Source organism: Kitasatospora phosalacinea, from assembly GCF_030268885.1.
Taxonomy (GTDB): domain Bacteria; phylum Actinomycetota; class Actinomycetes; order Streptomycetales; family Streptomycetaceae; genus Kitasatospora; species Kitasatospora phosalacinea_C.
In genome coordinates this window covers 1-25,868 of sequence record NZ_BSSA01000001.1, presented here as the reverse complement: position 1 = coordinate 25,868, position 25,868 = coordinate 1, and the positions used below count along the sequence as shown (strand labels likewise).

The following is a 25,868-nucleotide window of genomic DNA, read 5'->3' as shown; positions in this document are numbered from 1 at the left end:
CTCAGCCCGCCAGCGCCGCGGCCAGCGTGGACGCCTTCAGCCCGAAGGTCCCGCGCAGGTCGCCGTCGTCCACCACGAACGGCCGCTCCGCCATGTAGCCCAGCTCGGCGAACTCCCGCCACAGCGGGTCGCCGAACGCCAGCAGCGCCAACTCCCGCTCGGTGAGCTGCTCCAGGCGCGGCTCGGGCGCCCCGTGCAGCTCGGCCAGCGCGGTCGCGGCCTCCCGCACCGTGCCGGTGATCACCGGGGCGTGCCAGGCCCGCCCCCAGGCCCGGTCGTCGCCGGCGACCGCGACCAGCGCCGCCGCGACGTCCTCGGTGTACGAGAAGGAGTGCGCCGCGTCGGGATTGCCGTGCACCAGGGCGAGTTCGCCGTCCAGCACCCGGGGCGCCACCACCAGCGTGAACGGCGAGACCGCGCCCGGGCCCAGGAACTGCGCGGCCCGCACCTCGGTGGCCCGCAGCCGCCCCTCGGCGTGCGCCCGCTCGGCCCGCCGCCACAGCTCGGCGCGCACCCGCCCCTTGCGGGTGCGGGCCCGCAGCGGGGTCCGCTCGGTCAGCGGCCCGGCGACCGGCCCGTAGCCGTACAGGTTGCCGAGCATCACGTAGTCGGCCCCGGCCCGCTCGGTCGCCGCCAGGATCGAGTCGAACAGCGGCGGCAGGGTCTGCGGCCAGGTGTGGTACGCGGTCATGGCGGCGTTGAAGACGGTGTCCGCCCCGGCCAGCACCTCGGCCAACTCCTCGGTGCGGCCCGCGTCCAGGGCGATCCGCTCGATGCCCGGGTGCTCGGGCCCGCTGCCGCTGCGGGTCACCAGACGGACCCGTTCGCCGCGCTCGGCCAGCTGCCTGACGGTCGCGGCCCCGGTCGCGCCCGCTCCGACGACGACTGCTCCGGCCATGGTGGTGCCTCCTTGCTCTGCTGGGGAACGTGGTCGCGGGGGCCCTCCGCCCGGCCAACTCTGCCCTGCCGCAAGGAGGTAGGGTCAGTGGCCCGACAGCCACGGAGTCCAAGGATCCAGCCATGCACCGCGTCGCCGTCCTGGCCGTCCCGCCCGTCAAGCCCTTCGACCTGTCCATGCCCTCGGTGCTGTTCGACGCCGCGGTCGCGGACGGACGCCCCTGCTACGCCGTCACGGTCTGCACGCCCGTGCCCGGGGTGCTGCCCGGCCACGGCGGCATCGACGTCGTCGTCCGGCACGGCCTGGAGGCCGTCGCCGCCGCCGACACCGTGGTCGTCCCCTCCACCGCCAGCCGCCACGACGCCGACCCGGCCGCGCTGGAGGCCCTGCGGGAGGCCGCCGCCGCGGGCAAGCGGATCGCCTCGATCTGCACCGGCGCCTTCGTCCTCGCCCAGGCCGGACTGCTCGACGGCCGCACCGCCACCACCCACTGGGCGCTCGCCGACGAACTGCGCCGCGCCTTCCCCGCCGTCCGGGTGGACGCCGACCGGCTGTTCGCCGAGGACGGCCGGATCGTCACCGGCGCGGGCTCGGCCGCCGGCCTCGACCTGTGCCTCCACCTGATCGCCACCGACCACGGCGCGGCCGTCGCCAACCGGGCCGCCCGCGCCGCCGTCGTCACCCCCGTCCGCCAGGGCGGCCAGGCCCAGTTCGTCGACACCCCGCTGCCCGCCCGCACCGACTCCCCGCTCGACGCCGCCCGCGTCTGGGCCCTGCAGCACCTCGACCGGCCGATCTCCCTCGCCGACCTCGCCGCCCGGGCCCGCACCAGCGTGCGGACCCTGACCCGCCGCTTCGCCGCCGAGACCGGCGTGACCCCCTTCCAGTGGCTGCTCCAGCAACGCCTGCTGCGCGCCCGCGAACTCCTGGAGACCACCGACCTCACCGTCGACCAGGTCGCCGACCGCAGCGGCCTCGGCTCCGGCGAGTCCCTCCGCCAGCACCTCAACCGCCACCTCGGCATGACCCCGGCCGCCTACCGCAACGCGTTCACCACCCGCAGGGGCGCGTGATCAGGCGCCCCGTCAGGGGCCCGGGGAACGGCGGGCTCGGGGCTGCTCACGGTTCACTGCCGGTGCGTGCCATGGGCTTCGGGTTCTGTTCCTACGGCCCGAAGCAGCACGGACCTCCGATGGGCTCCGGCCGTCAGCAGCACGGACTCGCCGTTCCCCGAGCCCCTGAAGGGGCCACCGCCGTTCCCCGGCCCCCTGACGGGGCTCACCTTCACGCCTCCTGCCGCAGGCCGCGCGAGACCAGCCAGGCGCCCGCCGCCGCGACCAGGGCCAGGCCGGTGCCGATCAGCAGGGCGCCGCGGGTGACGTCGGAGAACGCGCCGACCGCCCACGCGCCCAGGCCGGTGCCCGCGTACATGGTGGAGGTCAGCCAGGCGCTGGAGGTGGCCCGGTGGGCGGGGGCGACGCTGCCGGCCAGGGTCTGCTGGTCGGTGACGAAGGCCCCGCTGGCGGTGAACCAGACCAGCACGCCCAGCAGGGACAGCGGCAGGCCCGGGGCGCTGGTGGCGAGGGCGATGCCCGCGGCCAGCAGCAGGCCCCAGAGGGCGAGCAGCGGCAGGTCGGTGCGGCCCGCGCCGCGGGCCTTGTCGCCGAGGCGCCCGCCGACCAGCGAACCGGCCACGCTGCCCGCGCCGACCAGCACGCCGACCAGGCCCAGGGCTTGCACCGACAGGTCGAAGCGGCGGTCGAGGACGGCGCCGAGGAAGGTGTACGCGCCCAGGTTGGCCGCGTTGAAGACGGTGTTGACCAGCAGCGCCCGCCGCAGCACCGGGTCGCGCCAGCCGCCCAGGATCGCCCGGACGGCCCCGCCCGCCGCCGCGCCGCCCGGCGCGGGGGCGACCTGCCGGGTGAGCAGCGCGATCGCCGCGAGGGTGCCGATCGCGAGCGCCCAGAACGCGGCCCGCCAGCCCGCCGCCCCGGCCAGCACGCCACCCAGCGGGACGCCGACCACCTGGCCGGTGGAGAACAGCGCCATGCCGAGCCCGAGGGCGCGGCCGCGCACCGCCTCGGGGGCGGTCTCGGCGATGTGCGCCCAGATCGCCGGTCCGGCGGCCGCGGCGGCCAGCCCGGCCAGCGCGCGGGAGAGCACCAGCAGGGTGAGGTCGGTGGAGAGCGCGGCCGCCGCGTTGGACAGCACGAACAGCAGCCCGCCCGCGAGCAGGGTGCGGCGGCGGCCGAACCGGTCGCTGAGCAGGCCGAGGAACGGGGCGAAGACCGCGTACACCAGCACGTACGCGGTGACGGTGGAGGCGGCGGCAGCCTCGGTGGAGCCGATCGACTCGGCGATGGTCGGCAGCAGCGGGGAGACCAGGAAGGTCTCGGTGCCGAACAGGAACAGCAGTGCGAACACCCCGGCGTAGCGCAGGGGCCGCAGGGCTTCGGGGGCGGGCACCACCTCGGTGCGCCCGCGCTCGGTCAGGTCGGAGACGTCGCTCACGGCGACCACCACCTCGTCCGGTCCTCGGATCGCGCGGCGCGTCCTCGGACCGCGGACGCGTTCGGCCGCGCGGGGGGCATGGGCGTCCGATGCCGCCATCCTCGGCAGCGGGCCGGGGGTCAGCCAGACAGGCGTTCATCCTGTGACCGCAGCTCACAGCCTGACGCCACGTCAGCGTGTGCACGGTGTGATCGGGCCCCGGCAGGGATAGAAGGGCAGCATGCGTTTCGTTCCGGAGCCGGTGGCGGTGGTACTGCGTCGCGGGGCCAAGGACCCGTTCGTCGTGCAGACGGTGCGGGCCACGGTCGCCGCGACGCTGTCGTACGTGGTGGCGACCTGGCTGAGCCGGGAGCCGGTGCCGCTGACCGCGCCGCTGACCGCGCTGCTGGTCGTGCAGGTGACGGTGTACTCGACCCTGACCACCAGCATCCGGCGGGTCAACTCGGTGGTCGTCGGGGTGCTGATCGCGATCGGGTTCTCCGCCGTGGTGGGGCTCTCCTGGTGGAGCCTGGGGCTGATCATCCTGGCCTCGCTGGTGATCGGGCGGTTCGTGCGGGTCGACGAGTTCGTCCAGGAGGTCGCGATCAGCGCGATGCTGATCCTGGGCGTCTCGCAGGTCACCACGCAGGCCTGGGACCGGGTGCTGGAGACGGTGATCGGCGCCAGCGTCGGCCTGCTGTTCAACCTGGTGATAGCGCCCCCGGTGTGGGTCGACACGGCGGGCGAGTCCATCGAGGACCTGGCCCGCCGGGCCCGGTCCCTGCTGCTCGGCCTCGCCGAGGAGCTCGGCCGCCCGGTGCCGGTCGAACGGGCCGCCGAACGGCTGCACGAGGCCCGGCGGCTGGACCAGGCGATCGCCGAGGTGGACGGGGCGCTGCGCCAGGCCGAGGACAGCCTGCGGCTGAACCCGCGGATCAGCGAGGGCCTGCTCTCCCGGCTGGTCCTGCGCACCGGCCTGGACACCCTGGAGATCTGCGTGGTCGTCATCCGGGTGATCGCCCGCTCGCTCACCGACCTGGCCAAGCGCCGCGGCCCGGGCGAGCGGCTCTTCCCGGACGACGTGGCGGTGGCCCTGGAGGAGCTGTTCGAGCACGTCGGCGGCGCCCTGGTCAGCTTCGCGGTGCTGGTCACCACCCAGGTCAGCCGCAACGCGGAGGAGGCCGAGCAGCGCATGGCCGCCGAGCTCTCCGCCGCCTGGGCCTGCCGCGAGAACGTCGCCCAGCTCCTGCTGCGCCGCGTCCAGGAGAGCCCCGAGGCCTGGCAGTTGCACGGCTCGCTGCTCGCCGAGGTCGACCGCATCCTCGACGAACTCGACCTGGAGCACCGCGGCCGCCGCCTGATGGAGGAACTCGACCGCGCCGCCGTCGCCAACCGCGACCGCTTCTCCCGCCTCCCCCGCCTCCGCCGCTTCGCCCGCGGCGAACGCCTCCGCCCACCCCGCATCCGCCGCCGCCGCACCCCCGCCTGACACCCCGCCCGCCCCGACCACCACCCCTCGCCCCGCCGCAGGCCGTCCCGCCCCCGGCGCAGGCCGCCCCTCCCCTCCGCCCCTCGCCCGGCCGCAGGCCGTTCCAACTCCGGCGCAGACCATCCCTCCCCTCCACCCCCCGCCCGGCCGCAGGCCGTTCCAACTCCGGCGCAGACCATCCCTCCCCTCCACCCCCCGCCCGGCCGCAGGCCGTTCCAACTCCGGCGCAGGCCCCGGCGGGTGGTCAGGGTGCTGGTGGTGGTGGCCAGGAGGAGGGTGGTGAGGACCGCGGCGGTGACGGTGAGCGGGTCGAGGTGGGGGGTGACGGGGGTGCCGGTGGCCTGGGAGAGGCCGGAGGCGAGGGCGGCGAGGGGCGGGAGGGCGGCGAGGAGGCCGAGGGCGGCCCCGACGGCGGTGGTGAGGACGGTTTCGGTGGCGGCGAGGACGAGGAGCTGGCGGCGGGTGCCGCCGAGGGTGCCGAGGACGGCGTGCTCGCGGCGGCGGGCGTGCGCGGCGGCCGCCGCGCTGTTCGCGGCGGCGAGCGCGCTGTAGCCGACGGCGACGGCGGTGAGCAGGGCGGCGAGGGCGTCGGTGAGCCGGGCGTCGGTGGCGTAGTCGTCGAGCGCGTAGCGCATCGCGTCGTGGACGGCGCTGCCGGGCACGGCGGCGCTCGCGGTGGCTCCGGCGGGGACGAAGAGGTCGTCGCCGAGGGCGGCCGGGTCGTGGGCGCGGACTTCGGCGCGGGCCATGGTGAACGCGCCGCGGGCGGGGTCGTCGGGCAGGACCCGGGCGATCCGGACGGGGACGCTCACCCCGTCGGCGAAGCGGACCTCGTACGCCTGGCCGGGGCCGACGCCGAGGCGGTCGGCGAGGGTGCGGCCGAGGACGGCTTCGCCGGGGCGGGCCAGGGCGGGGTCGCGGGTGCCGAGGAGGTCGACGGCGAGGGTGGTGCCGTGCGCGTCGCGGACGAAGGCGCGGACGGGGAGGGCGGCGCGGCCGTCCGGGTTGGCGGCGGCGGTCTCGTCGGTGGTGCCGGTGAGGCCGGGGGTGCCGTCGTCGGTGACGATCCGCTGTCCGGCCAGCTGCCGGGCCTGGCCGGCGGGGTAGGCGGCGCGCATGGTGTCGACGGTGCCGCTGAGCAGGACGGCGAAGCCGACGGCGGCGATGACGGGTGCGGCGAGGGCGGCGGCGCGGCGCGGGGCGGTGGTGAGTTCGCCGCGCAGCAGGACGGGGGTGGGGCCGGGCAGGTGCCGGAGCGGGCGGGTGAGGGCGCGGGCGGCGGGGCCGACGAGGAGCGGGGCGAGCAGTGCGGCCGCGGTGACCAGGGTGGCGGTGGCGGCGAGCGCGGCGGCGATCCGGTCGTCGGCGGTGGTGGCGGCGGTGGCCAGGACGGCGGCGGCGCCGAGGGCGAGGGCGGCGAGTCCGGCGGCGAGGCGGGCCCGGCCGAGCGGGCGGTCGCCGTGGCGGTCGGGGTGGAGGGCGTCGAGCGGGGCGGGGCGGGTGGTGGTGCGGGCGGCGCTCCAGGCGCCGAGCAGGGCGGTGCCGGTGCCGGTCGCGGCGGCGGCGAGCAGGGGTGCGGCGGCGGTGCGGACGGTGAGGTCGGGCGGGGCGGCCTCCAGGTGGAGCAGGAGGCGGCCGAGCAGCGGGGCGAGGGCGGTGCCGAGGGCGCAGCCCGCGGCGGAGCCGAGCAGGCCGAGGACGGCGGCCTCGCCGAGCAGCAGGCGGCGGAGCTGGCGGGGGGCGGCGCCGAGGAGCCGGAGCAGGCCGAGTTCGCGGCGGCGCAGGGCGGTGTGCAGGGCGAGGGTGGAGGCGACCACCAGGACGGTGGTGAACAGGGCCAGTCCGGCGGTGGCGGCGAGGAGTTGGTCGGCGAGGAAGCGCCGGTGGCCGGTCCAGCCGGGTTGCAGCTCGGCCCGGGCGTCGCCGGTGAGGACGCTGCCGTGTCCGCCGAGCAGGTCGCGGGCGGCCTGCGCGGTGGCGGCCGGGTCGGTGCTGCGGACGGCGACGGCCCGGACGCCGGGGGCGCGGGCGGCGGCGACCGCGTCGGTGAACCAGTAGCCGGGGCCGTCGAGGGTGCCGGTGACGGTGAACTCGGCGCGTCCGGCGGTGAGGTTGACGGTGATCCGGCTGCCGGTGGGGGCGCCGAGCGCGGCGGGGGCGACGACCTCGTCGGGCTGCTGCGGGGGCCGTCCGTCGAGCAGCCGGTAGGGGGCGGTGGCGGTGCTGGACCAGCCGTGTCCGGCTTCGCCCGCGCCCGGGTCGGCGACCGGGTGCCCGTCGCGGACGGCCTGGGCGTAGAAGGCGCGGTCGGCGGCGGCGCCGGTGACGCCGGGCAGGGTGCGCAGGCGGGCGATCAGCGCGTCCGCGTCGTCCTCGCTCCAGGGGACGCGGTCGGCGGGGCTGCCGTCGGGGTCGCGGGCCTGCGCGGGCAGGACCAGCAGTTGGGCCCCGGCGAGCCGGGGTTGGACGGTGGGGGCGGCCGAGGCGCGGACGGTGAGGGCGGCGGCGATCAGGGCCGTCCCGGCGAGGACGGCCAGCCAGGCGGCGAGGAACCCGGCCCAGCGGGTGCGGAGGTTGGCGAGGGCGATCACCGGGTCTCCTGACGGGTGAGGCGGGCGGCGACGGCGGCGGCCCGCTCGGCGGGGGGCGCGGCCGGGTCGGGGGTGAAGCGGTCGGCGACGCGGCCGTCGGTGAGCAGGACGACGGTGTCGGCGATCGCGGCGGCGGCCGGGTCGTGTGTGACCATGACGGTGGTCTGGCCGTGCTCGTCGACGAGGGCGCGCAGCAGGCGCAGCACGTGCTGTCCGGCGGCGCGGTCGAGGGCGCCGGTGGGCTCGTCGGCGAACAGCACCCGGGGGCGGGTGACCAGCGCCCGGGCGAGGGCGACGCGCTGCTGCTGGCCGCCGGAGAGCTGGGCGGGGCGGTGGTGGGCGCGGTCGGCGAGGCCGACGGCGTCGAGCGCGGCGGCGATCCGCTCGGGGGCGGTGCGGCGGCGGGCGAAGCGGGCGGGCAGGGCGACGTTCTGGGCCGCGGTGAGCGATTCGACCAGGTTGGAGGCCTGGAAGACGAAGCCGAGGTGGTCGCGGCGCAGGACGGTGCGACGGCGTTCGTCGAGGGCGGCGAGGTCGTGCCCGGCGAGTTCGACCCGGCCGGAGGTGGGGGGTTCGAGTCCGGCGGCGACGTGCAGCAGGGTGGACTTGCCGGAGCCGGAGGGGCCCATGACCGCGGTGAGGGTGCCGGCCGGAAAGGCGAGGGTGAGGTCGTCGAGGGCGGTGACGGCGCGCTCGCCGCTGCCGTGCACCTTGCGGACGCGCTCCAGCCGGACGGGCGCCGTGGTGTCCTGAGTGGTCGTCATGGGGCCATCCCACCTGCGGACCGGTGGCCCGGGCACTGGCCCGCGCCCTACTTCGAAGGTAGTGCGGGCACTACCGCGCCGGGCCGGGCGGGCGGCTAGAGTCGCCCGCATGCGCACCGAACCCCGTCCGAGCACCGCCTGGCAGGCGATGGCCCGGCGCCCCTGGGCGTTCCTCGCCTCGGGGTGGCCGTGGCGCGCGGCGGCGTACCTGCTCAGCGGGGTGCTGGTGGGCGCGGCGGCGGTGCTGGTGCTGGTGGCGGGCCTGGTCGCGGGGCTGGTGCTGCTGGTGGTGCTGGTGGGGGTGGCGCCGCTGGCGGGCGTGGTGCTGGCGGCGACGGCGGTGGCCGCGGTGGAGCGGTGGCGGCTGCGGCTGGTGGACGACGACCCGGCGCCCGACCCGCACCGGCCCCCGTCCGGCCCGGGTCCGCGGGCCTGGGTGGCGTCCCGGCTGACCGAGCGGGCGACCTGGCGGGAGCTGGGCTTCACCCTGGTCTCGGCGTGCGCGCTGTGGTGGCTGGACGTGCTGGTGCTGGCCTTCGCGTTCGGGCTGCCCGCGCTGTGCTTCGCCGCGACGGACGGCTCGACCTGGCCGTGGACGGTGTTCGGCGCCCTGGTGCTGCTGGCCTCGCCGTGGACGGTGACCTCCTGGGCGGGCGCCCGGGCGGCCCTGGCCCGGACGCTGCTGGCCCCGCGGGACGAGGAGCTGGGCGCGCAGCTGCAGGAGGTGCGGGCCGCGCGCAGCCGCCTGCTGGACGCCTTCGACGCCGAGCGCGTCCGGATCGAGCGGGACCTGCACGACGGCGCGCAGCAGCACCTGGTGGCGCTCGGCCTGACCCTCGGCCTGCTCGACCTCGACCTGCCCGCCGACTCCCCGGCCCGCCCCCAGCTCGCCCGGGCGCAGCGCCAACTGGGCGACGCCCACCGCGAGTTGCGCGACCTGCTGCGCGGCCTGAACCCGCCCGTGCTGGCCGACCACGGCCTGGCCGCGGCGGTCCGCGAACGGGCCGGGCGCCTCCCGCTGCCGGTCGCGGTCGACCTCGACCTGCCGGGCCGGCTGCCCCCGCAGCTGGAGACCCACCTGTACTACCTGGTCAGCGAGGCGCTGACGAACGTCGCCCGGCACAGCGGCGCGAGCCGGGCCGCCGTGCACGGCCGCTACCGCGCCGACCTGCTGGTGCTGGAGATCACCGACGACGGCGCGGGCGGCGCCGACCCGGCCCTCGGCACCGGCCTGACCGGTCTGGCCGACCGGCTCGCCGCCGTCGACGGCCGCCTGCGGGTCTCCAGCCCGCCGGGCGGTCCGACCCTGCTCCACGTGGAGGTCCCGTGCCACTTCGGGTGATCGTCGCGGAGGACGCCGTCCTGCTGCGCGAGGGCCTGGTCGGCCTGCTGCAGCGCTTCGGCCACACCGTCACGGCCGCCGTCGGCGACGCGGACGCCCTGCGCGCCGCCGTCGCCGCCGACCGCCCCGACCTGGTCGTCACCGACGTCCGGATGCCGCCCGCCGACCGTGACGACGGCCTGCGCGCCGCCGTCGACCTGCGCGCCGCGCACCCCGGCCTGCCGGTGGTGGTGCTCAGCCAGTACGTCGAGCAGTCGTACGCGACGCGGCTGCTGGCGTCCGAGCAGGGCCGCGCCGTCGGCTACCTGCTCAAGGAACGGGTCGGCGCGGTCGCCGACTTCATGGCCGCCCTGGACCGCGTCGCCGCCGGGGCCACCGTGGTCGACCCGGAGGTCGTGCAGCAGCTGGTCCGCCAGCGCCACGACCCGCTGGAGCGGCTCAGCGCCCGCGAGCGGGAGGTGCTGGGCCTGATGGCGCAGGGGCGCTCCAACGCCAACCTGGCCGCCGAGCTGTTCATCAGCGACGCCGCCGTCAACAAGCACGTCGGCAACATCTTCGCCAAGCTCGACCTCCCCGCCGACACCGACGGCCACCGCCGCGTCCTGGCCGTCCTGCGCTACCTCGGCGCCTGAGCCCACCGCCCGGGGCCCGCGTCGGCCCGGACACGCCGGGGCCCGGACACGCCGGGGGCTGGGCCGTCGGGGGGAACCGTCGTACCGGTCCGGGTGTGTTGTGACGGGGCGTCAGGGGCGGGCGAGGACCCTCGGGGGATGTCGGCGCCGTGCCGGCAGCCCCCGCCCCTCCCCCGGAGCTCCGATGACCCCGACCCTTCCCCCGCCCCCGACCGGACGACGCCTGCGGCCGCTGCGCGCGGCCGCGCTCGCCGGCGCGGCCGTCCTGCCGCTAACCGTGTTCGCCGCCCCCGCCCACGCCGCGGGCGACAACGGCGACGTGAAGATCCACGACAGCGCCACCGCCGCGGACAGCCAGAACGACGACCCGAAGGTCTGCAAGTTCTACCTCGACGGCCTCAACTTCGACCTCGGACAGAGCGTCACCTGGCACATCGACCAGCAGCCGCCGACCGGCAACGCCCAGGTGCTGGCCGGGAACCTGGTCATGCCCACCGGCAACGCCCGGACCGGTGACCTGACGCTGCCCGACGGGCACTACAAGCTGTTCTGGAACTTCACCGGCGAGAACGGCGACGCCAAGCAGAAGGTGTTCACGGTCGACTGCGCCGGTGTCGGCAGCAGCCCGCCGCCCAGCGGCTCGCCCTCGCCCGTCGGCAACGGCGGCGGCTCCCCGTCGCCCGGCGCCTCGCCCAGCGGCAAGGGCGGCGTGGGCGGCGGCTCGTCGCCCACGCCCGGCGGACCGGGCCAGGGCGGACCGGGCCGGCCGCCGCACGGCGGGGTCGCGGCCGGTGCGGGCGGCTCCTCGCAGGACCTGAACCCGGCGGAGGTCACCGTCGGCGCCGCCCTGATCGCCGGGGCGAGCTACCTGGTCGTGCGCCGGCGCCGCCGCTCCCGCCGTTGACCCCTCCGGCCCACCGACGCTCCCGCGGTGCCGACCGGCTACGGTTCGGCACCGCGGTCGTCGCGCTGCTGTGCGGCGCCTGGCTGGTCGACGACGGGCTGACCACCTCCCAGCCGCCCCCGCCGCCGCCCGCCCCGGCGCCGTCCGCGGCCCCCGCCCGGACGGCACCCGCCCAGGCGGCGCCCTCCCCCGCCCGCACGCCGACCACCGCCCCGGGCGTCCCGGCGCTGGGCCCCTCCGACCCCACCCGGCTGCGCATCCCGTCCATCTCGGTGGACGCCGCGTTCACCCCGCTCGGCCTGGAGGCCGACGGAACCCTGAGCACCCCGCCGCTCGGCCGCCCCAACCTGGTCGGCTGGTACCGGGACGCCCCCGCGCCCGGCGCGGACGGCACCGCCGTGGTCGTCGGCCACGTCGACGACCGCCACGGCCCCGGCGTGCTGTACCGACTCGGGCTGCTGCGCCCCGGACTGACCATCACCGTCACCCGGCAGGACCGCCGCACCGCCACCTTCACCGTCGACGCGGTGCGCTCCTACCCGAAGAGCGCCTTCCCCGCCGCGGAGGTGTACGCCCCCACCGGCCGCGCCGAACTGCGCGTCATCACCTGCGGCGGGCACTACGACCGGCGCACCGGCTACGACTCCAACACCGTGGTGTACGCCCACCTGACCTCCACCGCCTGACGCCCGGCGGCCGTGGGGGCCGCGCGACGTCCGTGGGGACCGCGGGATCTGAGCCCGCGTACTCATTCCGCTCCGGCCGCGGGTCGGGCAGGGTGCACCCATGACGGTTCCCCGGTCCGCAGAGCCGCGCCCGCAGGGCCGGCGCCGCTCACGTCCGCTGCTGCTCCTCGCGGACTTCGGCGTCGCCCTGGCGCTGGCCGCCGCCGAGCTCGTCCTGTTCGTGCGGCTGGTTCTCGTCCGGCACCCGCAGGGCCCCTGGGACCTGCTCGACCTGACCTCGCGCACGCCCGTCCTCGGTGCGGGCCTGCTGTTCCTCGCCGCCCTCGCCCTGCTGCTGGTCGCGCTCCGCCTCCGGGCGGTGCTGACGGCCTCCGGGCAGGTCGTCGCCGTCCTCGCCCTGGGCGCCGCCTTCCTGTTCGGCGCGAGCCACTACACCCCGACGCCCCCGACGCCCGATCCGCTGTCCGGGTCCACCCCCTGCCGTTCCGGCAGCTCCTGCAATTGAGCCGTGCGGACGAAGGTCGCTACGGATACGAACGGGTGATTTCCGGCCCCCTGGGGCGGCCCGGGAACGCGGGGCGGAGCCTTGCCCGGCAAGGGGGACGACGGCGTGTCCGGCGGGCCGGGGCGGGCGACACGGGGAGTGACGCCTGAACACCCTCCGTGTCCGAAGTGTGGTGATGTGGGCCCGCCCCCGGGCACTCCCGCCCGGACCGAACTGGAGGAACCATGTCCCGAACCGCCAAGGCCAAGGGGATCGTCGCGCTCGCGGTCGGCGCCGCCGCCGTCGTCGCCGGTGTCCCCGCGCTCGCCGGTGCCGCCACCACCGACTCCCACCGGGCCGCCCCGCCCACCGTCACGATCGACTTCACCGGCACCAACTCGGCGTCCGGCGCGGCGAACGCGATCGGCGCGGGCTTCGGCGGCACCGCCACGGCCAAGGACGCCACGGGGGCGCAGGTCGCCACCGTGTACGACCAGTGCACCAAGGACGTGATCTCGGTCGACTCGGTCACCGCCTTCTGCACCGCCGACCTGGTCTTCACCGGCGGCGACCAGGTCACCTTCACGGCAGTCGTCCCGATCGACAACCCGCTGACCGCGAAGTACCCGAAGAAGTTCGACGGCGTCGTCACCGGCGGCACCGGCGCCTACCAGGGCCTCACCGGCGCCGTCCACATCACCAACACCGCCGCCGCGGTCTACGAGCTGAGCTGGGACGCCTGACCGGCCCCGCCCCGCAGCGAGGGGAGCCGCCGATCCCACCGGCGGCTCCCCTCCGCCGTCCCCGGCCGGGGACTCCGGACCTCCGGACCTCCGGACCTCCGGGGCTCCGGACCTCCGAGCCTCAGTGACTCGGGCCTCGGTGGCTCGGGCCTCAGAGCTGCGGGCGGCTCATCGCCCGGATCCCGTCGCCCGCGCCCCGGGTCCGGTCACCGAGGGCGCGCATCCGGTCCACGGTGTCCGCCTCGTTGGCCGCGTGGTTGTCGGCCATCCGCTGCACCTTCTGCCCGACCTCGCCGAGCCGCTTCGCCAGCGAGTCCATCGACTCCTTCATGCCGTCGCGCAGGCCCTCGTACACGACCCCGAACTTCTCCCCGAGGTCGTCGTCGCCCCACGGCGGGTCGCCCTCCGGCTCCAGCGCCGCCAGCCGGGCCTTCAGCTCCTCGACCACCTGCTGGAACGACTCCCCGATCGACTCCAGGTTCCTCCCCTGCCCACGCAGGTTCGCCTCGTCGACGACGATCTGCTGCGACACCCGAACTCCCTTCCCTTGCCTTCCCGTTCCGCCCCGGCCACCCGGCCGCCTCCGGGTACGCGCACAGGGCGTCCCGCTTCCGCACTCGATTCCGGTCGTGCCCCGGGGCCCGCCGGTGCGGTCGGCCCCGAGCCCGTCCGCCGTCAGGAAGAGGGCTCGCCGTCCGCCCCGAGGGGGCGGCCGCCGGGGGCGAGCACGGTGACCCGGACCCCGCGATCGACGAACCAGCGCTGCAGTTCCGCCCCGGCCAGTTCGGTCTCCGTGCCCTCCCCGACCAGCGTGACCGGTCCGAAGACCGAGCCCGTCAGGCCCGTCAGCACGGTGCTCCCGTCCAGCCGGACCCGGAACGGGTTCTCCCGGACCACCGCGCCCGTCAGGTCGGCCCCCCGGATGTCGACTTCCAGCAGGGACGCCCCCAGGAACTCGGTCCTCCGGAAGCTCGCGCCCCTCGCGTCGACCCCGTACAGCGAAGCCTTGACCAGGTCCGCCCCGTCCAGCTTCGCCCCCGCCAGCACCGCTTCGTCCAGGTTGGCCCGCACCAGGCACGCCCCGCCCAGGTCCGCGCCCGTCAGGTCGGCGCCCTCCAGGTCCGCCCGGTACAGGTCCGCCCCCGCCAGCGCCACCCCGGTCAGGTTCGCCCCCACCAGCCCGGCCTCGGAGAGGTCTCCGCCGGAGAGGTCCGCACCCCTGAAATCGAGTCCGTTCCCCCCGAGGGGCCCGCCCCCCGAAGCGGTCCACTCCTCGAGGGCCCGCGCCGCCTCCTCCGCAGCGGGGGCCACGGCCGGCTTCCAACCGTCACGGGTACCAGATGACACGACTCTCCCAGTTGTTGTCGCTGACGATCTTGCGCAGGTCGTCGATCGCCGCCTGGTTCGCGTTCCGCACGTCGATGATCACAATGCGGCGCTTGTCCACGATCTGTTCCGACAGTTTGGCGACCCATTTGCCGTTCCTCGCCGGATTGTAGGCACCGGGGAAAGGCTTCGACTTGTCCCGCTGGTTGTTGAACGGCGGCCAATCGGAGTGAACGCCCTTGATGTCGTAGTGCTCCCCGGTGCTCGGGGAGAAGAACTCACCGTTGTCCCGCTCCTCGGGCCGCCGGATGTCCGCGGGTAGCCTCCCCTGCTCGCGGAGGTCGAGGCCGACCCGTGCCTCGTCCTTCGACGGCTCCGAGATGCCACCGCTCTTGTCCGGATCCCGCTGGAGCTCGTCGAAGTCCTCGGCGTTGCGCTCCTCCACCTCCCCGAGGTGGACGTTGTGTTCCTCCCGCTCCTCCTGCGTCATCTCTCCGGGCGGTTCGTTCCCCCTCCGTCCGTCCGGCTCTCCGGGCGGGCCCTCGCCGTCCTTGTCCGCATCGTCCTTCGGGGCGCCGGTGCCGGCGATCTCCTCCGGGGCGCGGCGGTCCCGGGACGGGTCGTGGTGCGGGTCGGCGGACGGGACGGGGGCGGCGGGGCGGCGGTCGGGGGCGAGGGAGACGGCGAAGACGCCGTTGTCGCCGTTGTGCAGGGGCCGGTCGGAGCGACGGCCGGTCTGCGCGTCGATGTAGGTGATCCTGCCCCGGTGGTTGACGGCGTTCCAGGCGTGGGCGCGGCCGTCGGCGTCGCGGGTGACGATCACGGCCTGCGAGCCGTGCCCCTCGCGGCGGAGGGTGTCCTCCAACCGCCGGTACGCGGCCGGGCCGTCGCCCAGGTCGGAGAACCTCGCCCCGAGGGCGTTCTCCATCCGGTCGCGGCCGCCCCGCTCGCCGCGGTCGGAGGGGTTGCCGTCCGCGTCGTGGTCCGGCGTCCGGGCCGCGGCCGGGGTCGGGTGCCCCGAGTAGGTGTCGACGGTCGCGAGCGCGACGTCCACGCAGTTGTTGCGGCGCCCCGGCTCGTCCGGATCGCCGTTGACGGCCCGCGGCCAGTCTCCCTCCGGGTCCGGGTGCCGGAGCGGGCGTCCCTCGACGTCCCGCGGCACCGCGTCCTCCACCCGCCGCTGCTCCCGCTCCCCCGGCTCGACCAGCCCGCCCGGCTCCCCGTACGGCCGGTCGGCGGTGACGGGCCGGGTCGGATCCACGTCCGGGTGGGCAGGGGTGCCGGGGGTCGGGTGGTCGGAGGACGGGTGGTCGGAGGACGGGTGGTCGGAGGACGGGCGCTGCTCCGGTACGGTCCGGCCCGGGTCGGTGTCGGCGGGGCGGGCCGCCGTACGCGGGTCCGTCGGCGGCGCGGGGCGGGCGTCCGGGCGCGGGGTGGCGCCGTCGGACGGCTGCGGGGTGCGCCAGGGGGCGGTGCGGGGGTCGGGGCGGCCGCCGGTGGGCTGCTGGCCGAGGGCGACCGGACGCTCGGGGCGGGGCCGGTCCGGGTGCTGCCGCTGGACGGGGGTGGGCGTCGGCACGGCCGCGGCCGGACGCTCGGTGCGGGGCGCACCCGAACCAGCCGTTCCCTGGAAGCCGTTGGCGGTCGGCACGGCACCCGCGACCGGAGCAGGCTGCCCGGCGTACGGAGCGGCGGCCGGGGCGGACTGGGGCGCCGTGGAGTCCGCGACGGCCGGGCCGGGGGCACGGGTGGACGGCGCGTCCGCGACGGCGGTCCCCGCGGTGCGGACGGTGGCCTGCTGCGTCCCGTCCTCGACCCGGCGCCCCTCGTCGGACGGCTGGGCGTGGGGGGCCTCGTGCCGCGGCGACGACGCCTCGGCGGCCGGACGCCCCTGCGAGGGGACCGACGCCGGACGGCCCTCCTCGCCGGAGGGCTGGGCGTGCGGGACGCGATGGCCGTCACCGGCGGGCGAGTTGGCGTCGGCGCGCGGAGCGGACGCCGCGTCGACACGGGGGTCGGGGTGGCGGTCGCCCTGCGAGGCGGGCGCGTCGGCGTGCGAGGCGGGAGACCCGTCCGGACGGGGACCGTATCCGTACCCGTCGACACGAGGGTCCGGACGGTGGTCGCCCTGCGGCGAAGAAGCAGCCCCGGCAACCGAGTTCGCCTCGGACCGCGGGCCGGGGCCGCGGTCGCCCTGCGAGGCGGGAGGCCCGTCCGGGCGGGGGCCGACGGGGCTGTCGTGGGTGGACGGCGAAGGAGCAGCGGCGGCGGTCGAGTCCGCTCCGGGAGCGGCGTGGGTGTCGGCCGGGCGGGCCGCGTCCGGGGCCACGTGCGCCGCCGGGGTGGATGGTTGGTCATGCGGGGTCGTCCGGGTGACATCCGCCGGAACGTCGGTCGGGCGGACCGCGTCCGGGGCTGCGTCCGGAGCCGGGTGCGCGGCAGGGGCGGGCGACTGGGCATCGGGCGCCGGACGGGTCGCCTCCGTGGTCGCCTGCGCAGTCGGGGCCGACCGGCCGGCGTCCGACGGGCTGTCGGCCGGGGCTGGGGGCGGGCTGTCGGTGTTCAGCCGGGTGCCGAAGGGGTCGAGCGAGGTGGTGTCACGTCGGTCGGGCGAGGGGGAAGACGCGGGGGCGGGGGCGGAGGACCGCGCCGAGTCGTCCGCCGAAGAGCCGTGCGTGGAGGGTGAGTTGGCAGAGGAGGGACCGCCGGGTTCGGGTGAGCGAGCGGCGGTGGCGGGGCTGGCGGTGGACGGGCCGGTGTCACCACCCCCGGCGCCGGAGCTCCCGTCACCGGAAGGCCCGTTGCCAGAAGACCCCGCACCGGAACTCCCGGTGCCGGAAGGCCCGTTGCCGGTGGACCCCGCACCGGAACTCCCACTCCCCGAAGACCCGGCGCCGGAACCAACGCCACCGGAACTCCCCAGGCCAGCACCCCCGTTGCCGGAACTCCCGCTGCCGGAAGGCCCGTTGCCGGAGCCCTCGCCGCCGGAGTTCCCGCCGCTGCCTGCCCCCGTGCCGCCGCCGTCGCCGCCGTCGCCGCCGTCGGCGGAGCCGCTCTCGCCGCGGCCGATGGCCGCGGAGGCCTCCATGCGGCCGCGGGCGTGGGAGCCGGCGCGGGAGCCGAGGCCGTCGCGGAGGCTCTCGCCGAAGGTGCTCTTCCAGTTCTGGGCGGCCTTGGCGCCCTCCTCCACGCCCTTCTTGGCGGTGCGGCCGAGGTCGTAGCCGTCCTGGGCGCCGAAGCCCTGGTTGACGGTCTGGGTGATCAGGTCGCTGATCATGGCCTGGACGGCGGAGACGATCGGGTCCTTGATGGTTTCGAGGACGGCTTCGACGAGTGCGTCGCGGAGTTCCTTGAGCAGGCGGCGCACGATCATCTTGGTGGCCTGGGTGGCGCCGAGGGCGGCGACTTCGGAGAGGCCGAAGGTGAACAGGGCGGCGCCCTGGGCGGCGATGATCTCGGTGGCGAGGATGGCGAGTTGGGCGATGACGGCGATCTTGCAGGTGACGACGATCATCGCGGCGGCGTCGAAGGCGGTGGCGATCAGCCGGGCGGCGTAGGCAGCGTCGGAGAGGTAGCCGTCGCCGCCGGTGGAGAACTTGTCGAAGGTCCGACCGAAGGCGTCGACGTCGTCGCCCGCGTTGGTGGAGCGGATGCTGTTCGCGGCGGTCAGGGCCTGCTGGTTGACCTCGTCGACGCGGTCGGCGAAGTCGCGCCAGACCTGGGCGCACTCGCGGAGCTTGTCCTCGTCTGCCTTGGGCCAGTCGAAGCCGAGCATCTCCAGGACCCATTCCAGGGGTCCGGGCAGCATCATGGACAAAGGTCAGCCCCCCAACTGACGGAACCACCACACCCGGTGACGTGTCACCGGCCCCCTGGTGGACGGATGCTGCAGAACGTTGCCCCATATTCAACGTACAGTCAAATGATCGCACCCATAGGACAAAAGCACGGCAAACAAAGGGAATTCGAAGGGTGATATCGGACATCCGTTCGTGACCGGCAGGACCTCCCGCTAATCTCACGTCGAAGCCCGGAGCCCGGAGCCCGGAGCCCGGAGTCCGAAGCCCGGAGCCCGGAGTCCGGGGCCCCACGGAGGAGGAGTCGTCGTGATCACCCAGGAGCAGGCCCTCGCCACGGCCGACCGCTGGCTGAACGGCGGCGCGCCCGCCGAGCGGCGGCGCGAGGTGCGGTACCGCGAGTTCGGCCTGGGGTGGGTGGTGTGGGCCGCGCCCGCGCCGCTGGAGCGGGACCCGGTGACCGGGGAGCGGCGGCCGCCCGCGGACGTCGGGGACGCCTGCGGGGTGGTGGACCGGGAGACCGGGGAGCTGAGCGTGTGGTCGTCGGTGCCGGTGGAGGAGGTGGCACGGGCGTACGAGGCGCGGCACGCGGAGCGGGTGCGGCGGGAGGACCCGCCGGCCACCGGGCCGGGGAACACGGTGGTGGCGACGTACGTGGACCCGTCGAACGGGCAGGAGACCTCGCTGTTCCGGCTGTCGGCGCCGGGCACGCCGCCCGCGGAGTACCAGGTGGCGGCCGAGCTGCGGCGGATCGGCGTCCCGGCCGGGAACGTGGTGGCGCTGCACACGGACCTGCGCCCGGCGTCGCTGCCGGGCGGGTACACGGCGGTGCTGGTGGAGCAGGCGTTCCCGAACGCGCGGTTCTCCTGCTCGTTCCCGTACGGGATCTTCCCGGACGAGCGGGCCGAGGGCGTCGCGGGGCTGGCCGACCACGCGGAGCGGACGGCGCGGCTGGCGGGTCAGCCGCTGCCGCCGCGGCCGCGGCGGGTGCCGGTGCCGCGGCCGGGGGAGGTGGCGGCGGCTCCGGCGGTGCGGGACGTGGCGCTGGGGCGGCGGGTCGCGGAGGCGTTCGGCGAGGTGGTCCGGTACGACGCGGACGACGTGGCGGAGAGCGCGCTGCCGGAGTCGGCCCGGGCGACGCTGGTGTGGGCGGGGCTGCCCGCGGAGGTGCCGCTGTTCTTCGTCGCGGACCGCCCGGAGCAGCCGCCCGCGGGCGGGCTGTTCGCCGACCTGCGCACCCACCTGTCGGCGGCCGCGGCGGCCGCGGGGTCCGGGGCGGAGCTGCCGGAGCCGCAGGTGCTGGAGGTCCTGGCGGGCTGGAGCAGGCTGGGTTCGGACGGGCTGTGCGCGGTGGCGGTGCAGTGCACCGGGCACGACGGCCGGTCCGGCTCGGTGTGGGCGGTGCACCCGCGCACCGGCAGCGGCCGGTACGTGAACGCCTCGGTGGCGGCGTTCCTGCGCAGCCTGGACGAGCTGGTGGCCGCCCGGGCCGCGCTGCCGGGGCTGGACCCGTACGCGGCGGGGGCGGTGGTGGCGGCGTTGCAGGGGAAGCTGGCGGCGATCGACCCGGACGCCTTCCACCGGGAGTCGACCTGGTGGAGCGTCGTCGTCGAGCAGATGTGGCACGGCCTGTTCTGACCACTCATGGTCGCGGTGTCACCACTTCCGGCAACTTCCGGTCCGGCCTGCGGTGACAACCGACCACCCGCTTACAGTCGTCCAATAAAAAAGATGGTGCGATGTCCGGTCATGCCGGCGCAGTCGCGCGGCGACACGGCGGAGCGGGACGAGGGACAGCGGGACAGTGAAGAACCACAGGCGCAGGGAGAGACCGGGCCACCGGAGCCGGAACGTCAAGGTGGCCTTGGGCGTGCTGGCGGGCTGCGCGGTCACCGCGCTCGCGCTGACGCTGGTGCTGGACGACGGCGCGGACCCGGGCCACCGCTCGTCCGACGCCGCGGCGGCCGGTGCCGGGGCCTCGGCGTCGGCCTGGGACGGCAAGGTGAAGGTGCTGGGCGACGGCTCGATGTCCGACACCGGGCCGCAGCCCCACCAGCTCAAGATCGAGAAGTTGAAGCCCGGCGAGAAGCCCCCGCAGTTCGTGGTCTTCTCCTGGGACGGCGCGCTGGAGAACGACGACCACCTGTTCTCCCGCTTCCGCGAGCTGGCCAAGGCCAACAACGCCACGATGACGTTCTTCCTGAGCGGCATCTACCTCGTCCCGAACGAGAAGCGCAGCCTCTACCAGGCCCCCCAGCACTCCCCCGGCAGCTCCGCCATCTCCTTCCCCACCAGCCAGCACGTCCGGGACACCCTGGCCCAGCTGCGGCTGGCCTGGCAGGACGGCAACGAGATCGGCACCCACTTCAACGGCCACTTCTGCACCGACGCGGGCGACGCCGGGGGCGGCTCCACCTGGAGCGTGGACGACTGGAAGAAGGAGATCGACCAGGCGTACTCGTTCGTCGCCCACTGGAGGACGAACACCGGCTTCACCGACGAGGCCCCGCTGCCGTTCGACTACACCAAGGAGCTGGTGGGCGGTCGGGCCCCCTGCCTGGAGGGCCAGAAGAACCTGCTGCAGGCCGCGAAGACCTACGGGTGGCGCTACGACGCCAGCTCCCCGGGCGAGTTCCAGGTCTGGCCGACGAAGTCGGACGGCATCTGGAACTTCCCGCTGCAGCTGCTGCCGTTCGGCAACACCCAGGTGCTGTCGATGGACTTCAACTTCCTGGCCAACCAGTCGGGCGCCAGCACCGAGGGCGACCCGAAGAAGTACGCGGCCTGGGAGAAGCAGACCCGCGAGGGCTACCTGGACGGCTTCGAGCGGGTCTACAACGGCAGCCGGGCGCCGCTGTTCATCGGGAACCACTTCGAGACCTGGAACGGCGGCATCTACATGCAGGCCATCCAGGACGTGATGGAGGCCGTCTGCAAGAGGGACGGCGTGCACTGCGTCTCCTTCAAGGAGCTCGCGGACTGGATGGACGCCCAGGACCCGAAGGTGCTGGACCAGCTGCGCCGCCTGGACCCGGCCCAGTCCCCGGACTGGCCGACCTACCTGAAGTGACCCGGGGCGCCGGGAGGCGGGAGGGGCGCCGCGTCCGCAACCGGACGCGGCGCCCCTCCCCCTTGCGGCCGGCGGGTCAGTGCGCGGCGGCCTTCGCGTAGGCGGCCCATATCCCGGCCGGGATCGCCGAGTCGGGGGCGCTCTGGGCGGCGCCGCCGACGCCGGTCAGCGGGAGCAGCTCCAGGGTCTTCAGGTCGAGCCGGAAGACGGTGACCGCGGTGGCCACGTCGCCCCGGTAGCCGACGTACCAGCCCGCCTGGTGGTCCTGGGTGGTGCCGGGCTTCCCCGCGGAGTCGGGGGCGGCCGGGCGGACGTCCTTGGCGGCGCCGTCCTTGACCGCGCCGCGCAGCGCGGCGTCGACCTGGGCGGCCACCTCGGGGCTGACCGCCTGGACGGCCTTGGGCTTCTCCACCGGGATGTCGACGGCGTTGCGGCTGACGCTGGTGACCGAGTACGGGTCGGTGCGGCTGCCCTTGGCGTCGAAGGCGGTGTACGCGTCGGCGAGCCGGATCGCGCTCGGGGTGGAGTTGCCGAGCGTGTAGGCGGGGGTCAGGTCGCCCATGCTCTCGGGCAGCAGCCCGAGGCCGATCGCGGTCTTGCGGACGTTGCCCAGGCCGACGTCCATGCCGAGCTGCTGCACGGGGCCGTTGACGGACTGCTCGATCGCCGTCCGCAGCGAGACGGTGCCCCAGTTCTTGCCGCCGTCGTTGGTGGTCTTGGCCTTCTTGCCGTCCCGTCCCCAGTAGGGCCCCTCGGGGGTCCGCAGTTCGACCCCGTTGTCGCCGTTGTACGTGGTGGTGGGCTGGACGGGCGTCCGGGGGGCGTCGCGCTCGCGCTGGACGCCCTGGCTCAGGCCCGCCGCGTACACCAGCGGTGCGAAGGCCGAACCGGCGGGCACGTTCACCGTGTTGGCGTTGTTGAAGCCCTGCTTCAGGTAGTCGGGGCCGCCGTAGACCGCCAGGATCCGGCCGTCGGTGGCCACCGAGGCGGCACCGAGGTGGACGTTCTGGTCGGCGGGGCGGTGCTCGGGGTCGAGCTTCTTCTCGGCGGCCTGCACGGCCTCGGTGAGGGCGTCCTCGCGCGGCTTCTCGAAGGTGGTGTAGATCTGGTAGCCGCCGAGGTCGAACTGGGCCGGGGAGATGTCGGCGTGGCTCTGCGCGTAGCCCTTGGCGAGGTCCACCAGGTAGCCGGTCTGGCCGTTCAGGCCGACCAGCGGCGGCACCGGCTGCGGCTCCGGGAACTCGGTGTACTTGGCCCGCTCGGACGCCGAGAGCTTGCCGATCTTGACCATCCGGTCCAGGATCCACGACCAGCGCTCCACCGCCCGGGCGTGGTTCTCCGGGCCGGTCGCCGGGTCGTAGAGCGAGGCGCCCTTGAGCAGCGAGGCCAGGAACGCGCCCTCGCTGACGTTCAGCTCGGAGACGTCCTTGCCGTAGTACGCCTGGGCGGCCCGCTCGATGCCGTAGCTGCCGCGGCCGAACCAGCTGATGTTCAGGTAGCCGCTGAGGATCTCCTGCTTGCTGACCTGCTGGTCCAGCTTGAGCGCGATGAACATCTCGTCGAGCTTGCGGGAGAAGTCCTGGCGCTGGTTGAGGTAGGCGTTCTTCACGTACTGCTGGGTGATGGTCGAGCCGCCCTGGGTGTCGCCGCCCGAACCCATCCGGTAGACCGCGCGGGCGATGCCCTGGAAGGAGATGCCCGGGTCGGAGTAGAAGGTCTCGTTCTCGGCGGCCAGCACCGCCCACTGCACCTGGGTGGGCACCTGCTCCAGCGGCACGTCCTGCCGGTTGACCAGGCCGGTGCGGGCCATCTCGCTGCCGTCCGCCCAATAGAAGACGTTGTTCTGCTGGGTGGCGAACGCGTTGAGGTCGGTGGGGATGTCGGTGGCCACGTACATCGTGCCCGCGGTCACGAGGAGCAGCCCGAAGCCGCCGCCCGCCAGCAGCAGCCACTGGCGCCAGGACGGCAGCCAGCGCAGCACGCCGCTGCGGCCGGTGCGCGGGTAGTCGATCCGGTGCCGCCAGTCCGGCACCCAGCGGCGCCAGCCCTCGCGGTCGGCCCGCGGGTAGTTCAGCCGCCGCGTCGACCACTGCAGCCACCCCGGCGCCTCGCGCGGCCGTCGCCGGGAGCCGCCCGCGGCGGTGTCGGGGGCGGCGGGGACGGCGTCGGGAACGGCGGGGGCGGTGGGGACGGGGTCGGGGACGGCGGGGGCGGTGGGGACGGGGTCGTCGTAGCCGCTGGGAGGGCCGTAGGTGCCGTAGGTGCCGGAGGGGCCGTAGTGACCGGGTGCGTCGTAGGTGCCGGACGGGCCGTAGTGACCGGGGGCGTCGTAGGTGCCGTGGCCGCCGGGGGCGCCGGGGGCGCCGGGGGCGCCGAAGGCGTCGGAGCCGGGGCCCCGGCCCGCAGCGCCCGTGCCGCCCGCGCCGCGGCCCGGAATCGGTTCCGGTGGCTCTCCCCCGGCCGCGTGTCCCGGCTGGCCAGACACCATCAGTACTCCGATCCCTCGCGGGGCTTGCCCTGTCCACTGCTCAGACGCACCAACCTCATCACACGTTTCACCGGGCCCGTAGTGATCGGCGTCACTCGGAGGGCGCCGTTCCGGCCCCGGTTCGTCATGTCCACCGGCTCCGCGGGAGGGCAACCGGCCGCATGAGGTGGGCAGTTCACCGGGCGGTTCTTGACGGGGTGGCCCGCACCGGGGCGCGGGAGGGCCGGGAAGGAGGAATCAGATCGTGATGATGGCAGGCGAAGTGCCCAGCACTCGGACGGGCAGGTGCTCCGTGCGCCGACCGGTCGCGCACGGAGCACCCCGGGAGGGGCCTCAGCGCGCGGCGGCCATCGCCCGGGCGTGGGCGGCGAACAGCTGGGCGGTGCTGCGGGTCGGGTTGGCCGGGTCGTTGTTCCACGTCACCCGGTGGCCGTCGTAGTCGGGGTAGAACGAGCCGTCGTCGACCCGGGAGGTGAGCAGCCAGAACTGGTCGCCCGCCGCCCCCGCGGCGAGCGCGGCGTCCGTCCAGGCCCGGTACGCGGCGTCCCGGGCGGCGGTGTCGGGGACGTCCCGGCCCGCGTCGATCTGCAGGCCGAACTCCTCGACCACCACGGGCTTGCCGAGCTTGCGGCCGTCGGCGACGTGGTCGGTGATCCAGCGGGTGCCCCAGGAGGTGGCGTCGGTGCCGGGCTTGCCTCCGCTGGTCTCGCCCCAGTTCTGCGGGTAGACGTGCACGGTGCCGTAGTCGACGGCGGGCAGCGCGGTGAGCTTCAGCCAGTCGTTGCCCTCGTAGTCGGAGTACGGGTAGTCGGCCTCGTTCGCCCGCCCGTAGAAGCCCTCGTCACCGATCGCGAGCAGCTGGCGCGGGGCCAGCGACTTCACGTACCCGCTCATCTCGCGGGCCCAACCCAACAGCGTGGCACCGGACTTGTCGCTGCGGCAGCGCGGCTCGTTGGCCAGCTCCCAGGCCATGATCGTGGGGTCGTCGGCGTAGCGCAGGCCGGTGTGGCGGTTGCGGCGCTGGATCACGTGCTTGGCCCAGGCCCGGTACGCCCTGCGGCAGTCGGCGTCGGTGTAGAACCTGTCGTGGTGGACGCCGTCGCCGTAGGAGTCGTCGGCGAGGCCGAGGAACCAGGACACGTACTGCTGCATGCCGCCGTAGTCGGGCCAGTTGTTGACCAGCGGGAGGACGAGCCGCAGGCCGAGCTGTCCGGCCTTGTGCACCGCGTAGTCGAGGCTGTCGAACGCGGCCTCGTCGTAGCTGAACGGCTCGGGCTGCAGGGCCCGGTAGGAGCGGCCGCCGCCGTCGGCGAACGCCCAGGCGCGGACGACGGTCAGGCCCATCGCGGCGGCGTCGTTCAGCACCGCGTCGATCATGTAGTGCGACTGCTGGTGCAGGTAGTAGCAGTTGGTGCCGCCGAACCGGAACGTCCGTCCGTCCAGGCGCAGTTCGCCGCCGCGCGCGGTCACGAAGGAACCGCGGCCGCGGCCGGGGGCGCCCTGGCCGTCGGCGCTCCGGCCGTCGGGGTCGTCCGCGGCGGACGCGGTGCCGCCGAGCAGCGGGGCGGCGGCGAGTCCGAGGGCGGCCGCGCCGAGCAGGGTGCGGCGGCGGGTGGGGCGGGGCTGGTCGTTCAAGGGGTCCTCCGGACACGCGGGTGGAGTGGGGTGACGCCTGGGGGTGGATCGCGAAGTCCCGGGCGCGGCGCGGTCGGTGGGGTCCGCTCGCGCCGCGCCGTGCTGCTGGGTCGGCTGGGCCGTGCTGGTCAGCCGTTGACGGTCTTCTGGGCCTGGGACCACTTCTTGTTGAGTTCGGCGAAGTAGCCGTCGCGGTCGCCGGGGGCGGCGCCGCGGGCGATGTCGACGAGCTTCTGCCGGTAGTCGGGGGCGTCGAGGTTGATCTCCGCGCCCTTGTCGATCTTCTTGACGGTGGCGGAGGCGTCCTGCTTCTGCCCGATCAGCTGCACGCCCTGGTCGGTGAACGGCTTGAGGGTGGCGGGCAGTTCGGCGCCCTTGACCGAGGAGATGCCCTGCTCGGCTTGGGCCGCACCGGACTTGGTGATGTACCAGTCCAGCCACGCCCGCGCGGCCTCCTGGTTCTTGGAGTGCTTGTTGATGCCGTACTTGTAGTCCGGCTGCAGGACGGTGCACGCCTTGCCCGAGGTGG

18 protein-coding genes and 2 pseudogenes are annotated in these 25,868 nt (G+C 75.5%); 10 read left to right on the top strand and 10 right to left on the bottom strand.

Features of this window, described 5'->3' with window-relative positions:
* Position 1 precedes the first annotated feature (1 nt).
* Entirely contained in the window at positions 2-898 is an 897-nt protein-coding gene (locus tag QSK52_RS00100) for an NAD-dependent epimerase/dehydratase family protein (protein ID WP_285732053.1), read from the bottom strand.
* Positions 899-1,020: 122 nt separating this feature from the next.
* On the opposite strand from QSK52_RS00100, the gene QSK52_RS00095 reads away from it, so the two are divergent.
* On the top strand, positions 1,021-1,971 hold the full coding sequence (locus QSK52_RS00095; protein ID WP_285732051.1) for a GlxA family transcriptional regulator: 951 nt from the start codon (positions 1,021-1,023) through the stop codon (positions 1,969-1,971).
* 211 nt (positions 1,972-2,182) lie between these two features.
* Here QSK52_RS00095 and QSK52_RS00090 read toward each other — a convergent pair whose 3' ends face one another.
* Positions 2,183-3,409 carry an MFS transporter gene (locus QSK52_RS00090; protein WP_285732048.1) on the bottom strand — a complete coding sequence of 409 codons (1,227 nt, stop codon included), beginning with the start codon at positions 3,407-3,409 and terminating at the stop codon, positions 2,183-2,185.
* Positions 3,410-3,629: 220 nt separating this feature from the next.
* Here QSK52_RS00090 and QSK52_RS00085 point away from each other — a divergent pair, with 220 nt between their 5' ends.
* The gene (locus QSK52_RS00085; protein ID WP_285733377.1) at positions 3,630-4,877 is read left to right on the top strand and encodes an FUSC family protein; all 1,248 of its coding nucleotides are present in this window, start codon (positions 3,630-3,632) and stop codon (positions 4,875-4,877) included.
* A gap of 236 nt (positions 4,878-5,113) precedes the next feature.
* Here the strand turns inward: QSK52_RS00085 and QSK52_RS00080 are convergent.
* A pseudogene (locus tag QSK52_RS00080) lies at positions 5,114-7,468 on the bottom strand (FtsX-like permease family protein); the annotation flags it as partial.
* A complete protein-coding gene (locus QSK52_RS00075; protein WP_285732046.1) occupies positions 7,465-8,232 on the bottom strand; it encodes an ABC transporter ATP-binding protein in 768 nt (255 codons plus the stop codon). The gene QSK52_RS00075 and the pseudogene QSK52_RS00080, both read right to left, overlap by 4 nt.
* A 109-nt stretch (positions 8,233-8,341) precedes the next feature.
* Here QSK52_RS00075 and QSK52_RS00070 point away from each other — a divergent pair, with 109 nt between their 5' ends.
* From QSK52_RS00070 to QSK52_RS00045, 6 genes are all read left to right on the top strand, one after another.
* A complete protein-coding gene (locus QSK52_RS00070; RefSeq protein WP_285732044.1) occupies positions 8,342-9,574 on the top strand; it encodes a sensor histidine kinase in 1,233 nt (410 codons plus the stop codon).
* A complete protein-coding gene (locus QSK52_RS00065; RefSeq protein ID WP_285732042.1) occupies positions 9,559-10,206 on the top strand; it encodes a response regulator in 648 nt (215 codons plus the stop codon). The genes QSK52_RS00070 and QSK52_RS00065 overlap by 16 nt, the downstream gene beginning before the upstream one ends.
* Positions 10,207-10,390: 184 nt before the next feature.
* Positions 10,391-11,110 carry a hypothetical protein gene (locus QSK52_RS00060; RefSeq protein ID WP_285732040.1) on the top strand — a complete coding sequence of 240 codons (720 nt, stop codon included), beginning with the start codon at positions 10,391-10,393 and terminating at the stop codon, positions 11,108-11,110.
* On the top strand, positions 11,107-11,796 hold the full coding sequence (locus QSK52_RS00055) for a class F sortase (RefSeq protein ID WP_285732038.1): 690 nt from the start codon (positions 11,107-11,109) through the stop codon (positions 11,794-11,796). Before QSK52_RS00060 ends, QSK52_RS00055 begins: the two co-directional genes overlap by 4 nt.
* Positions 11,797-11,896: 100 nt before the next feature.
* Positions 11,897-12,301 (top strand): DUF6234 family protein, encoded by a 405-nt coding sequence (locus QSK52_RS00050; RefSeq protein ID WP_285732036.1) that lies wholly within the window; start codon positions 11,897-11,899, stop codon positions 12,299-12,301.
* Positions 12,302-12,525: 224 nt separating this feature from the next.
* Positions 12,526-13,023 carry a hypothetical protein gene (locus QSK52_RS00045; protein ID WP_285732034.1) on the top strand — a complete coding sequence of 166 codons (498 nt, stop codon included), beginning with the start codon at positions 12,526-12,528 and terminating at the stop codon, positions 13,021-13,023.
* A gap of 151 nt (positions 13,024-13,174) precedes the next feature.
* Here QSK52_RS00045 and QSK52_RS00040 read toward each other — a convergent pair whose 3' ends face one another.
* The 3 genes from QSK52_RS00040 to QSK52_RS00030 form a co-directional block, all read right to left on the bottom strand.
* Positions 13,175-13,555 (bottom strand): hypothetical protein, encoded by a 381-nt coding sequence (locus QSK52_RS00040; protein ID WP_285732032.1) that lies wholly within the window; start codon positions 13,553-13,555, stop codon positions 13,175-13,177.
* A gap of 143 nt (positions 13,556-13,698) precedes the next feature.
* The gene (locus QSK52_RS00035; protein WP_285732030.1) at positions 13,699-14,334 is read right to left on the bottom strand and encodes a pentapeptide repeat-containing protein; all 636 of its coding nucleotides are present in this window, start codon (positions 14,332-14,334) and stop codon (positions 13,699-13,701) included.
* A gap of 16 nt (positions 14,335-14,350) precedes the next feature.
* Entirely contained in the window at positions 14,351-18,160 is a 3,810-nt protein-coding gene (locus tag QSK52_RS00030; RefSeq protein ID WP_285732028.1) for a toxin glutamine deamidase domain-containing protein, read from the bottom strand.
* Between the two features lie 295 nt (positions 18,161-18,455).
* On the opposite strand from QSK52_RS00030, the gene QSK52_RS00025 reads away from it, so the two are divergent.
* Complete coding sequence (locus QSK52_RS00025) at positions 18,456-19,784, top strand: SUKH-4 family immunity protein (protein ID WP_285732026.1); 1,329 nt, start codon at positions 18,456-18,458, stop codon at positions 19,782-19,784.
* 220 nt (positions 19,785-20,004) lie between these two features.
* Positions 20,005-21,216, top strand: coding sequence for a hypothetical protein (locus QSK52_RS00020; RefSeq protein ID WP_435053136.1), 1,212 nt, complete (start codon positions 20,005-20,007; stop codon positions 21,214-21,216).
* 76 nt (positions 21,217-21,292) lie between these two features.
* On the opposite strand, the gene QSK52_RS00015 is transcribed toward QSK52_RS00020, so the two are convergent.
* The 3 genes and pseudogenes from QSK52_RS00015 to QSK52_RS00005 all read right to left on the bottom strand — a co-directional run.
* Entirely contained in the window at positions 21,293-23,704 is a 2,412-nt protein-coding gene (locus QSK52_RS00015) for a transglycosylase domain-containing protein (RefSeq protein WP_285732023.1), read from the bottom strand.
* Positions 23,705-24,037: 333 nt separating this feature from the next.
* Positions 24,038-25,339, bottom strand: a complete 1,302-nt coding sequence (locus QSK52_RS00010) for a glycoside hydrolase 5 family protein (RefSeq protein WP_285732022.1) — start codon at positions 25,337-25,339, stop codon at positions 24,038-24,040.
* 128 nt (positions 25,340-25,467) lie between these two features.
* A pseudogene (locus QSK52_RS00005) lies at positions 25,468-25,868 on the bottom strand (extracellular solute-binding protein); the annotation flags it as partial.